Origin of the sequence: Deinococcus phoenicis, from assembly GCF_000599865.1 — a bacterium.
Classification (GTDB): Bacteria; Deinococcota; Deinococci; order Deinococcales; family Deinococcaceae; genus Deinococcus; species Deinococcus phoenicis.
In genome coordinates, this window is sequence record NZ_JHAC01000026.1 from 76,641 (window position 1) to 87,785 (window position 11,145).

General features: G+C 64.3%; 9 protein-coding genes and 1 CRISPR repeat array. Of the genes, 6 read left to right on the forward strand and 3 right to left on the reverse strand.

Annotated features, from left to right (window positions below; genetic code table 11):
* Nucleotides 1-305: 305 nt before the first annotated feature.
* A complete protein-coding gene (locus DEIPH_RS08940) occupies nucleotides 306-1,724 on the reverse strand; it encodes an MBL fold metallo-hydrolase (RefSeq protein WP_034357003.1) in 1,419 nt (472 codons plus the stop codon).
* A gap of 536 nt (nucleotides 1,725-2,260) precedes the next feature.
* Between DEIPH_RS08940 and DEIPH_RS20170 the strand changes: the two genes are divergently transcribed.
* Nucleotides 2,261-2,422, forward strand: coding sequence for a hypothetical protein (locus tag DEIPH_RS20170; protein ID WP_161636055.1), 162 nt, complete (start codon nucleotides 2,261-2,263; stop codon nucleotides 2,420-2,422).
* Between the two features lie 186 nt (nucleotides 2,423-2,608).
* A CRISPR array of direct repeats spans nucleotides 2,609-3,593; the repeat unit is 37 nt; unit sequence CTTTCAGTCCCCTATCGCTTGGGGAAGTCGTTGAAGC.
* Nucleotides 3,594-3,856: 263 nt separating this feature from the next.
* Here the strand turns inward: DEIPH_RS20170 and DEIPH_RS08945 are convergent.
* Nucleotides 3,857-4,825 carry a helix-turn-helix transcriptional regulator gene (locus DEIPH_RS08945; RefSeq protein WP_034357006.1) on the reverse strand — a complete coding sequence of 323 codons (969 nt, stop codon included), beginning with the start codon at nucleotides 4,823-4,825 and terminating at the stop codon, nucleotides 3,857-3,859.
* On the reverse strand, nucleotides 4,822-5,790 hold the full coding sequence (cas6, locus tag DEIPH_RS08950) for a CRISPR system precrRNA processing endoribonuclease RAMP protein Cas6 (protein ID WP_034357009.1): 969 nt from the start codon (nucleotides 5,788-5,790) through the stop codon (nucleotides 4,822-4,824). Before cas6 ends, DEIPH_RS08945 begins: the two co-directional genes overlap by 4 nt.
* A 384-nt stretch (nucleotides 5,791-6,174) precedes the next feature.
* On the opposite strand from cas6, the gene DEIPH_RS19800 reads away from it, so the two are divergent.
* The 5 genes from DEIPH_RS19800 to DEIPH_RS08970 form a co-directional block, all read left to right on the forward strand.
* Nucleotides 6,175-6,486, forward strand: a complete 312-nt coding sequence (locus DEIPH_RS19800; protein WP_152544872.1) for a hypothetical protein — start codon at nucleotides 6,175-6,177, stop codon at nucleotides 6,484-6,486.
* Nucleotides 6,487-6,659: 173 nt separating this feature from the next.
* A complete protein-coding gene (locus DEIPH_RS08955) occupies nucleotides 6,660-8,168 on the forward strand; it encodes a hypothetical protein (protein ID WP_034357011.1) in 1,509 nt (502 codons plus the stop codon).
* The gene (cas7i, locus tag DEIPH_RS08960; protein ID WP_034357014.1) at nucleotides 8,168-9,265 is read left to right on the forward strand and encodes a type I-B CRISPR-associated protein Cas7/Cst2/DevR; all 1,098 of its coding nucleotides are present in this window, start codon (nucleotides 8,168-8,170) and stop codon (nucleotides 9,263-9,265) included. The genes DEIPH_RS08955 and cas7i overlap by 1 nt, the downstream gene beginning before the upstream one ends.
* Nucleotides 9,266-9,268: 3 nt before the next feature.
* Entirely contained in the window at nucleotides 9,269-10,042 is a 774-nt protein-coding gene (cas5b, locus tag DEIPH_RS08965; protein ID WP_051517272.1) for a type I-B CRISPR-associated protein Cas5b, read from the forward strand.
* Nucleotides 10,026-11,145 (forward strand): CRISPR-associated endonuclease Cas3'' (locus DEIPH_RS08970; protein WP_081790854.1); only part of this gene is annotated, 1,120 nt, incomplete at its 3' end. The genes cas5b and DEIPH_RS08970, both read left to right, overlap by 17 nt.

Below are 11,145 nucleotides of genomic sequence, written 5' to 3' on the forward strand. Positions count from 1 at the left end.
CTGCTCGCCCGGGTGCAGTGCGCGGCTTTTACGCCTCCAGCGGACCCTGCCCGGCGCGGCGGGAGACGTCCCCGGGAAGAAGCGGTGGCCGCCCGGGCAGCTCGGCACGGCAGGCGTCCCATGCTTGTCCTCGCGGCCCTGCCGTTCGCTGAGGGGCCGCTTCACCGGGCCGGGCCTGTCCCCGGCGCGGCCCTGCCCACGTTCAGTGGTCAAACTGTCCTGACTGGCCCTGGAGAGGCCCACTTTCGGGTCCCGTCGCGGCGTGTTGTGCCCGCACCGGGCACCCGGGGCAATGGCGGCGGGCGTCAGGAGGCTGCCTCCGGGGAAGTGCGGGTCGACGAGGCGCGGGCCTGGTTCTTCGTCCAGGCGTCGTAGCCCCCGGCGAGTTCCTGCACGTTGAAGCCTTCGGCGCGCAGCAGGCTGGCGGCAGCCGCGCTCCGGGCACCTCCCTGGCAATGCACCACGAGTTCCTGATCGCGGGGCAGTTCGGGCAGACGCCAGGCCAGGCGGCCCGCGTGGAGTTGGCGGCTGCCAGGGATATGGCCTGCCTCGTGTTCGGTCTTGGTGCGCACGTCGAGGATCAGGGCATCCGCGTGCTGCCCCAGTTCCTCGGCGGGAATGGGCCGCGCAGGGGCTGTGGGCAGGCCCTCGATGCTGGGGATGAAGCCGGTCACCTGGTCGATGCCGACCATCCACAACTTGCGGCGCAGTTGTTCGGCACGGTCGGCGGGGGCCAGCAGGATGAATTCACGTTCGGGCTTCAGCAGCCACCCGGCCCACGTCTCGAAGGTCGTGCCGTCGGGAAGATTCACGCTGCTGTCTGGTGCGGCGGCCTGGTGTTCTTCCCTGGGGCGGGTGTCGATCAGACGGGCACCGGCGGCCAGGCGGCGGCGCACCTCGCCCGCACTCAGCTCGGGCAGGGGTGGAACTTCGCCCAGCAGGGCCGGACCGTCGCGGTTTTCCTGCTTCATGCGCCCGTAGTACAGCGGCGCGTCGGGCTGGCCGCTCAGCAGTTCACGGGTGAAGGCGTTCTCGTCGCCCTGTTCCACCAGCCTGCCCCACCAGCTCACGGCCCGCTCGTAACCGACGGTGGTGGACGGCACCGCCCCCAGCGCCTTGCCGCACGCGCTGCCGGAGCCGTGGCCGGGCCAGACCTGCACGTGGTCGGGCAGGGTCAGGAAGTGGTCGCGCAACGAGGCGAACATCTGCCGCGCCCCGATGAAGCGCGTGTCCTGCCCGCCCGCCGCCTCGTCGAGCAGGTCGGGGCGGCCCAGGTCACCGACGAACACGAAGTCCCCGCTCAGGAGCATGCTGGGCGTATTGCCGCGCGGCGTATCCGTGACCAGAAAACTCAGGTGTTCAGGCGTATGGCCGGGAGTATGCAGCACGTCCACCCGCACATTGCCGATGTGGAAGCTGTCGCCACCCTGCAGCTTCACCGGGTCCCCGCCCCCGTAGGTGTACTGCCAGCCCTCGCCGCCCTCGCCCGAGAGCAGGAGCTTCGCACCGGTGGCCTTCGCCAGCTCGCGGCTGCCCGAGAGGTAGTCGGCGTGAATGTGCGTCTCGGTGACGTGGGTGACGCGCAGCTTCTGGCTCTGGGCTTCGTCGAGATACGGCTGAATGTCACGCACCGGGTCCACCACCAGGCACTCGCCGGTCTGCTGGCAGCCGATCATGTACGAGGCCTGGGCCAGATCGTCGTCATAGAAGCGTTTGAAGAACATAGGTCCCTCCTTGGGTGCCCTGAAAGTATACCCCTAGGGGGTATAGAGTCAATGGCCCCTGGAGGGTAGATGCAGCCTCCGGTAGCGGCAGTGCCGTACGCAAGTTGTTGCCGTCATTGGCTCCACCCCCGCTTGATGCTCAGGTCCAGAAAGGTCGAAGAACTGCTGTTGGGACGGTGCATGGCCGTGACAGGTGAGTCCATGCGCAGATGGCGCGGCGCGTTCAGGCACCTCTTTGCAAGGGGCTTCCGCACGCGCAGAAGACCGGCACCGCAGCCTGAAGCGGTTCTGCGGGGAGGCCCGCGCCTACGGGCACGAGGGGAGCGGGGTGTTGCCCGAGGAATCCACGTGAACACCATCTCCGCCCGACCCCGGGAGCGGCGCAAGGTCCCTTTTCTCTGCCTGGCCCTTGACCCGGTTTCTCCCACCCTGGGGTTAATGAGGAGGCGTGACCTTAGGGGGCAGTGTCCATTCATGGGCCACATGCGGGCAGCTTCCACTGGTCAGGGCTGTCCGGCAGCAACAGGGAGCACCGCATGCAGGATTCCCAGCTCAGCCTCTCCTCCCGTACCGGGGTGACGCTGATCGGTGGGTTGACTGGCGGCTATCCCAACCCGGACGATTCCGAATCGCTGGGGGCCTGTGATACGGCAGGCACTCCAGCGTGTCCGGCTCTGGCCCTCCAGACGCTTGCCTAGGCCCTGTCCGAGAAGGCATGTGCGAGCGTCCAGCGCCATCCAAGCGGCCTGATCAGGTGCTTTGTTGAGGACTGCGGCAATGGGCACATCCAGATCAGGCTTCCCCAACGTGGCCCCTGGCCGCCGAGCGACGATGAACCCAGATTGAAGCGTGCTGAGCTGTGATGCTCGGCTGTTGGTTGCTGTGTTTCAGTCCCCTACCGTTCGGGGAAGTCGTTGAAGCCGACTGGAACCGCTCGCAGCGCTACTACGTGCCTGCCTTTCAGTCCCCTATCGCTTGGGGAAGTCGTTGAAGCGGCCTACGACCGTCGGGACATCTCCCCCGAGGTCTGGGCTTTCAGTCCCCTATCGCTTGGGGAAGTCGTTGAAGCCCGCCAGCGTAGTAGGCCCAGAGGCGAGGAATGTTGCCTTTCAGTCCCCTATCGCTTGGGGAAGTCGTTGAAGCCACTGTTGCCCCAGTCGGCCAGGTCGCACAAGAGCTCTTTCAGTCCCCTATCGCTTGGGGAAGTCGTTGAAGCTCGCCGTGAAGCTCACGCTCTGCGGGCCGGTCCCCACTTTCAGTCCCCTATCGCTTGGGGAAGTCGTTGAAGCGTATTGCCGTACCACCACGGCTGCACCACCACGCGCCTTTCAGTCCCCTATCGCTTGGGGAAGTCGTTGAAGCCTGCTCCTCCAGGTGGCGCGGGAGGCGTTCGCCGCTTTCAGTCCCCTATCGCTTGGGGAAGTCGTTGAAGCCCTCCAGCCCCGCACCTTCGTGATGGAGAACGTGAACTTTCAGTCCCCTATCGCTTGGGGAAGTCGTTGAAGCGCTCACAAAGTGATACGTGCGCCCGGTCTTTTCCGACTTTCAGTCCCCTATCGCTTGGGGAAGTCGTTGAAGCAGGATAAGGCCAAGGCCCTCGACGCACAGATCGCGTCTTTCAGTCCCCTATCGCTTGGGGAAGTCGTTGAAGCCCCGCTGGTCCGGCTGGCCTCACGTGGCGGAATGCGTCTTTCAGTCCCCTATCGCTTGGGGAAGTCGTTGAAGCTTCGCCACGTCCACCCCGAGAAACCGACCCCCGACTTTCAGTCCCCTATCGCTTGGGGAAGTCGTTGAAGCTTCCTGCCTGGCCTTTGTCGAGCTGGCAACCGTGGCTTTCAGTCCCCTATCGCTTGGGGAAGTCGTTGAAGCCGTTTATTTCTCGCCCTTTTTAACGAGGGCGTAAGTTGTCATGCGGCCCGTCTCTTCGTAGAGGACAGCCTTCATGCTACCTGCCGAGCACGTTCGCAAGAGCCGGGGGGCGTAAGTGCCCGGCCGATTTTCGGCGCGTGGAGGACGGCCCTTTCCCTGGCGAGGGCCGACAGGCAAAGCTTTCCGAGCCGGCCTCCTCCAGAAATACTTACCAGGACGCCTCGCAAATAGCCGGACGCTGGCAGCAGCCGCCCCGCTTGCGGTCATGGGTTGTACCGCCGTAGCAATTCCCGCGCCTCCTCCAGCCAGAGTTCGCGTATCCATGGGGGCGCAAGCACTTCCACCCTCGGCCCCCAGCCCCGAATCCACGCCATGACCTCGACGGGAAGGTGGTCGCGGTTCAGGGGGGCATTCAACCGCAGGATGTAGTATGGCCCGTCCATCTCGCCACCCAGTTGACTGGGCCAGCGCCGGTGGGCGATGTAGGGGACCGCCTCCGGGGTAAACCGCAGCGTGATTTCACAGTGCTGCCGCCCACCGATGATACCCCACGCGCCGTCCAGTTCGTCACGAGGGTCGAAGCGAATCTCAGGGCTGGCCTCTCCCGTAAGACGCACCACATCGACGAAGCGCGAGAGGTGGAAGGTCTTGACCTGCTCTTCGCCTCGCCGCCGAGCAAAGACGTACCAGTCGAGGTTGTCGCGGTTGATCTCCATGAAGACCACGTCGGCCTCGCCGGTTTTCGGCCCCTCGCCCGGCTTGCAGTAGGTGAAGCGCACCGGCTCACCCCGGCACCAGGCGGCAGCCAATGTTTCCAGGATGCGCGGCGTGTCACCGGAAGGTGGTGTCAGCGAGCGGAGGGACACCTCTTGCAGTCGCGTGGGGAGTTGCCCGCTCAGCTCCAGCAGCGTCTCGTGGTAGAGGCGGCTGGGGGTTGGCGCGTGGTGGTGCAAGAGGCGCAGCAGCGCGTGGTAGATGACCGCCCGTACTGGGTCGTTCTGGACCTCCTGCCCGTGCCAGGGCCGTACCAGAAAGTACCGTGCGGGGCGTTTATCGGTTTGCAGGACCTTCAGGCCTTCGCTGATAAGGAGACGGCGATCACGTTGCACCTCTTGCTGCTGGCATTCCAGCCTCTGGGCGAGTTGTGCGGAAGTCAGCGGCCCTTCCTCGCTCAGCAGGGCGATCAGCCGCAGCAGCCGGCGCCCCTGCTCACGCTTGCGGGTGAGGGTCATCCGGTGGCCTCCAGGTCATCTGGCTTAAGGTTGTATAGGCCCGCCCCGAAGTGTGCCCACTTGCCCACGCCGAGCTGCTCGCCGCAGCGCAGCAGGGGGGCAAACGGCCTGAAATCGCCGCGATACTCTACCGTGCCCACCAGTCCTTCCATGTTCGTCTTCTGGTGCGGACGGCTCCCCTTGCGGAGTTGCGAGACGTGGCGGAGGTCCTGCCGGACGGTTTCCACCTCGCGGGCCAGCAACGGCAGCCGCGTGAAGTCGGCCCCCAGGCTGGCCGCACCGCCGTGAATTTGCTCCAGATTGCCCATCCGCCGTTGTAGGGCACGCAGCAGAACGGGAAAATGCAGGTGTTCCGCCATCTGCCCGCCCGCTTTGATGTGCAGCGGCGAGCGCAGATGCAGGCGCAACCTTTCCCCCGACAAGGGCGGCAACTCCCCCGCCCGCAGCAGGATGGGGGAGAGATTCACCCCCAGGTCCGCGCCCCGCAGCAGCGTGACCTCCTCGCCGCTGTAGGGCTGCACGCTCCGCACTTCCTCCAGCTCCAGCCGTCCCCGCGTGTGCCCCAGCCCTTCCCGGCCGACCTCGCGCAGGGCCGCCAGCAGATACGGGAGCTGCGTGACCGCGTGCCCCACCACCACCAACCCGAAGGTCAGCAGCTCACCCGCTTCCAGGTGCCGCTCCTCGCCGTACGCCACCCGGAAGATGATGGGGCGCGGCGGGGTCCCCAGCGACGACACCCGCAGGTCTTCCGGCAGCCGGGGCGCGTAGCTCAGGCCGTAAGGGCAGAGGGTCTGGAGGGGGCAGCCCACACACGTCTCCCGCTGCGGCTGGGTGCAGGCCAGGCGGTACAGCGCCCGCCCGAAGGCCCCTTCTAGCTTGGAGCCGGGGAAGGGCGGCAGATGCACCATTTCCAGCGCCCGCAGCGTGACGCGCAGGACGGCGAAGGGGAGGTCCAGGGGGAGCATGGGGCAGTCTAGAGGCGGGGGGCATCACCGGGTGACGCAAAGGAGAGTGGGAAACGAAAATGGGGGCCGAAGCCCCCGGATAACCCTCCCCAACCTCGCTGAGACGTACATTTCAGACCCTTAACGTTCGGGGAAGGAGGGTAGGCAGTACTGTATCACAAAAGTTCTGCCCGTACGGCTAAGTGAGGAAGGGGATACAAGGGGAAGGAAGGGCTTGTGGAGAATCGTGACGTCAAGTACCTTGGAACTGCGGGAACCTAGAAGGGCCCCGCAAACTGGTTGCAGAGCCTTTAGTCAGCCGCACTTTCGTACGTCTGAGAGTGGGGACTCCAGTCTATCTGTGTGGCTGGCTACGGGCAAGTTCTCTCATTTTGGAGGAAGTCCATGTCTCAGCTTCTCCCCGTCGGCACCCATACCGCTCAAGTTACAGAGGTTCAACCCGGCCCCACGCATACCCAGCTTGGTTTTGAGTCGCCAGCTGGCCGGACGGCCTGCCAAAGCATCCCGAATGCTGTCGTGCAAAAGGGACTGGTGACGCTCAGCGTTGATGATGCCAAGCAGCTCAAGGGCCTCTCCTGCGTCATCCGTGTCGAGCGCGTCAGCTCTGGCCCTGGCATTGAACTGGCAAGGGTCACGGCCTGTCAGTGGTTGAACAAGTCGGCAGGTACGCCTCAGCACCTGCGCATACAGGCGTAAAAGATAGAGACAAGGGGCAGATGGGGAAACTCGTCTGCCCCTTTCTCTCTTCTCGCAGAAATGTGGACGCCCGGAGAGCAGGCGTCCGGTAGGGTGAGGAGAAACCTGTTCATCTCTTGCTTACCGTCACTGAATGACGCTTCTGCTCGTAACAATTGCTCTGGAGGTTTCCCATGCCAAGTATCCTCTCGCCCCCCTCGACGCTCGGCCTGCGCTGGTCGGATTACCCGCTGATGGACGCGGCGCTGGCGGGCCTGTGCGTCTTTTCCAACATCCGTGATGCGGAGCAAGGCCCTGCCCTGCTCACGCCAGAGCATTTGCAGGCGTTCCAGAAATGGGCCGAGGATGCCTATTTCTCGCCTGAATTGACGGGTTGGATTGCGGTGGTCTTTACTAGCAACTTTCTGAATCCATCTTTCAAGCCGGAGAAAAAGCGGGAAGTCCTGCGCGAGATTCTGAGCAGCTACCAGCGTCCCAATCTGCTTCCCGAACGCTGCGCCATCTTCCCTGAATTGCAGGCGCAACAGCGCGTGGCCCGCGACTTGATGCCCATGCTGATGGGACGCGGCCCCATGAATTTCTACCCCGATGGACAGCCAGGGTTGCCGCTGAGCGGGCAGGCGATTACCGTACTGCAAGGGCTGGCGCTGGCGGCTCCACTGGTGAGTGGGCGGGCATTGATTCTGGATGCAGACGACAGACAATTGCTGCTGGACGTGGTGCGGGAATGGCAAGGCTCGTGGCTTAAGCGTATTTCACTTTCTAGACCGGGGGACGACAAGAAACCCATCTGGGCCGCTGCCCGTACGCGCCTGATGGAAGCCATACGCGACGTACTGAGCAAACAGCCGCGCGTCAAGGACTCGTTCAAGTTGCCGTTCATGGGCGGCGCGACCATCTACCACCTCAGCAACAGTGGGCAGGGGCCGGATGCCGCCATCTACACGTTGGAGCGGCCCGTCCTGCGCTTCATGGAACTGGCGCGGCAGAATTACCCGGAAGCCTGGAAGCCGCTGATGGCGTCCAGACGGTACGAGGCCGACAAGACCAAAGACAAGGAGTTCGGCTTCCGTAACGAGTTGGACGAGGCCCTTTTCTCACTGCCAGACGAAGCCGCGTACTTTCTGCGCCGCTACCTGATGCCGCCGTTCACGCAGGCTCTGAGGACAGCTCAGGCCGAGGCCAGGAAGGGCAAAACTACCAAAAAACCCGCCAAAGATGCGCTCACACTGATTCCGCTGGCAGGACTGTGGGGCATCACCGAACTGTTTCTGAGGGAGGTTGTCGGCATGGAAAAAGCCCGCGTGGAGGCGATTGAGGCACTGGGGCAACGCCTCAGCAAATGGATTGTGAACGAGAACGACAAGCGCCTGTTCCGCGAGTTGTACGTGGCGCGGGGCGCTGGCCCGCTGCGGCATGTGCTGCTCAAGGCCATGCTGGAGAAGTCCAAGCAGGATGCGAAATCCGGCACGGAAGAGCGTGACCTCATCACCACCAAGGACGAATACCTGCGGGTTTTCACCGAGGCTGATGAGACGACCCGCGCCGACTTCACGCTGGCCCGCGACCTGCTCAAGATGCGGGTGATTCAGTACCTGCATGACAACCGCTTCTTTGAGGAGAACAAGGACGACCCCGAACTTCAGAACACTGAACTTCCCAGCGAAGAAGGAGAACAGTAATGGCTTTCCTGAGTGGCTTCCTCTTGATTGACGCGCCTGCTTCCGCCTTAAACAATGCCAAAGACGCGCAGGACGCGCAGTACGACAACGAGGTGGGCGTGAAGCTCATCCGGGTGGGCCGCGACAGTTATCCCTACGTTTCGGCGCAGGCGTTCCGCTACTGGCTGCGCGACACCCTGGCGCAGAACCCCGCCTGGCTGGCCCACACCGCGCCCGTGTTCCGTGAGGCGAAGGTGGCCTATACCGACGCGAATCCCATCAAATACTGGGATGACGACCTCTTCGGCTACATGCGGGCCGAGGGGAAGAAGAGCAGCGCGAAGGACAGCCGCACGGGCGACGCAGGCCGGGCCAATGCCACCGAAACCGTGCAGAGCATCACTCGCACCTCGCCCTTTCGCGTCGGTACGCTGGTTTCCCTCGCGCCCACCACCATCGTCAAGGACTTCGGCACCATGAGCCGCACCGGGCCGAACATGCAAGAAGGCGACCCGGTGCCTCACTCGCACCAGTTCTACCGCGCCGTGTTCAAGGGGCAACTCAGCCTGGATTTGGGCCGTTCTGGGCTGTTCACCTACACCGGCAAGGCGGGCAATCAGAACTTGGACGACGTGCGCCGCAAGCAGGCGGATGAGGAGGGTCTAGAGCACCTCGCTCCTCAAAAAGCCTACCGCCTGAGCCGTGAACAACGTACCCAGCGCATCGCCCCCTTGATTCGCGCTCTGGCAGAACTGCGCGGCGGTGCAAAACAGGCGCTGCACTACACCGACGTGACACCCGCTGCCGTGCTGCTGGTGGTCACGAAGGGCGGGAACAATCCCTTGCAGTACGTCGTGGGTGTGGGTGAACAGGGCCAACCCCGCGTGAATGTGGACGCGCTGAAGGAGACGGTGCGGGCGTGGCGCGATACCTTCCTCAGCCCGATTTATGTCGGCTGGATGGCGGGCTTTCACGATACCGAGCGCGAAAAGCTCCGTACGGCGCTGGAAGAACTGAGGGCCGAGGGCGTGGATTTCGTGCTGGAGCATCCCCGGACGGTGCTGGGCCGCGTGGCGGATGATCTGAGCGGTGACGCTGGCGCACCGTGGCTGGACTGAATCATGCGAGTCCTGAAAATTGAACTGGAGGGGGTGACGACCTCCTTCCGCTACCCCCACATCCTGATTGGACGGCAGCCGAGCTACCCGCTTCCGCCGCCCGCCACCATCTATGGGCACATAGCCAGCACGCTGGGCGAGTACCCCGCGCCGGACAGCTTCCGCTTTGCCTACGCCTTCACGCATCAGGGCAGCGTGGACGATTACGAACACACCTGGCTGATCGAACGCGACGAGCGCAAGGCGAAAAAGGGCGAGCCGGAGCGCAACATCGTGGCGGGCCTGAGTCCCACTGTCCGCGAGGTGCTGTTTCAGCCGCGCCTGACGCTGTATCTGGACAGGCCCGACTGGTACGACGCTTTCCGCACTCCCGCTTTTCCCGTGCTGCTGGGCCGTTCACAGGATTTGGCGGCGTACACGCGGGTAGAAATCATGGAACTGGAGGAACGCACGGCGGGTTACTTCGACCACACGTTGCTGCCGTTTGACCCCTGGCGGCCCCGCGTGGGGCTGGGACAAGGGCTGCTCATGCCTCGCCATGTTGACCCCCAAGACCGTCAGCGCGTGACCTGGGCGCGGTATGTGGCACTGACGAATCGGGCTTTTCTACCCCTGGCGGGTGAGTCGGGGCGGGAGCCACAGCTTATTCGCGGCATGCCGCAGGACTTCCGCGTCTGGGTCGACCCTGGCACCGAGGAACGCCGGGGCCGTCAGCGGGCGTTGGAATGGCTCAGCGTGAATCCGGGGGAGGGTGAGGCGATTGACCTTCCGGCCTGACCCGTCCATCGCACACATTCTCGCCAAGAGTCTGAAGACGGCGGAGGACGGGACGGTCACGCAGGAACTGGAAACGCTGGAGCAGCACACGCGGCGCGTGGTGGAGCGTCTGGCGGGTTTGATGCGCCGCGCTCCGCGCATCGCCCAAATCGCGGGCCGCGACGACTTCTGGCATGTCGCCTTTTGGGCCGCCGTCATTCACGATTTCGGCAAGGCAGCGACGGGATTTCAGTCCATGCTGACGGGCGGCGAACGCTTCGGACACCGACATGAGGTGCTGTCCCTCGCCTTCCTCCCCGACGTCGCCGACGAGGACACGCGGCAGGCCATCACGCTGGGCGTGGTGTCGCATCACCGGGACAGCAGCGTCATCCTTGACCAGTACATTCTGGTGAGCAGCAAGGAGGCCAATCCCACCAAACTGGAACAGCTTCTTTCCCAACTGCGTGAGGACGATGTCCACCTCCTGCGAAATTGGCTCCAGACCGTGCCTGAGGCGTGGCGCACGGAACTGGGGTTTGACGCGGCGGGCGCGGAAGAAAGGCGGGTGGGCGAGCCGGAAGACCTCGCGGAACTCCTCGACGAGAGCCTCTGGTTCTACACCCATTTCAGCAGTGTCCGGGAAGGTGGCTTGGCCGAAGCCGATTACCCCTGGGCCATCCTCCTGCGCGGCCTGATTCAGCAGGCGGACCGGCTCGCCAGCGCCCACGCCCCTGTGCCGCAGCCCTACCTGATGCCGGACATGGCCGCTCTGAAGGCCGTCAAGAAGTTCGAGGATTTCCGCGACCATCAGAAAGCAGCGGCGCGGGCGGGCCACCTGATCTTGATTGCGCCCACGGGCAGCGGAAAAACAGAGGCCGCCCTGCTGTGGGCCTGGGCGCAGCAGCAGGAGCTTGGGCCGTGCCGGGTGACATACGGACTGCCGTATCAGGCCAGCCTGAATGCTATGCAGAAGCGTTTGGCCGAGGACTTGAACACCGAAGTCGCCATCTTGCACGGACGAGCGCTCCAGGTGCTGTTTCAGTCGGCGCAGGCGGACCGGCGGGAGGGGGACACGCTGGCCGACCTCACCCGCGAAGCGCGGCGCGTCAACGACCATGCCC

Bases quoted from the DNA above. Each gene is read 5' to 3' on its own strand.
- cas6 (WP_034357009.1), bottom strand. From the start codon at position 5,790: ATGCTCCCCCTGGACCTCCCCTTCGCCGTCCTGCGCGTCACGCTGCGG.
- DEIPH_RS08940 (WP_034357003.1), bottom strand. From the start codon at position 1,724: ATGTTCTTCAAACGCTTCTATGACGACGATCTGGCCCAGGCCTCGTAC.
- DEIPH_RS20170 (WP_161636055.1), top strand. From the start codon at position 2,261: ATGCAGGATTCCCAGCTCAGCCTCTCCTCCCGTACCGGGGTGACGCTG.
- DEIPH_RS19800 (WP_152544872.1), top strand. From the start codon at position 6,175: ATGTCTCAGCTTCTCCCCGTCGGCACCCATACCGCTCAAGTTACAGAG.
- cas5b (WP_051517272.1), top strand. From the start codon at position 9,269: ATGCGAGTCCTGAAAATTGAACTGGAGGGGGTGACGACCTCCTTCCGC.
- DEIPH_RS08955 (WP_034357011.1), top strand. From the start codon at position 6,660: ATGCCAAGTATCCTCTCGCCCCCCTCGACGCTCGGCCTGCGCTGGTCG.
- DEIPH_RS08945 (WP_034357006.1), bottom strand. From the start codon at position 4,825: ATGACCCTCACCCGCAAGCGTGAGCAGGGGCGCCGGCTGCTGCGGCTG.
- cas7i (WP_034357014.1), top strand. From the start codon at position 8,168: ATGGCTTTCCTGAGTGGCTTCCTCTTGATTGACGCGCCTGCTTCCGCC.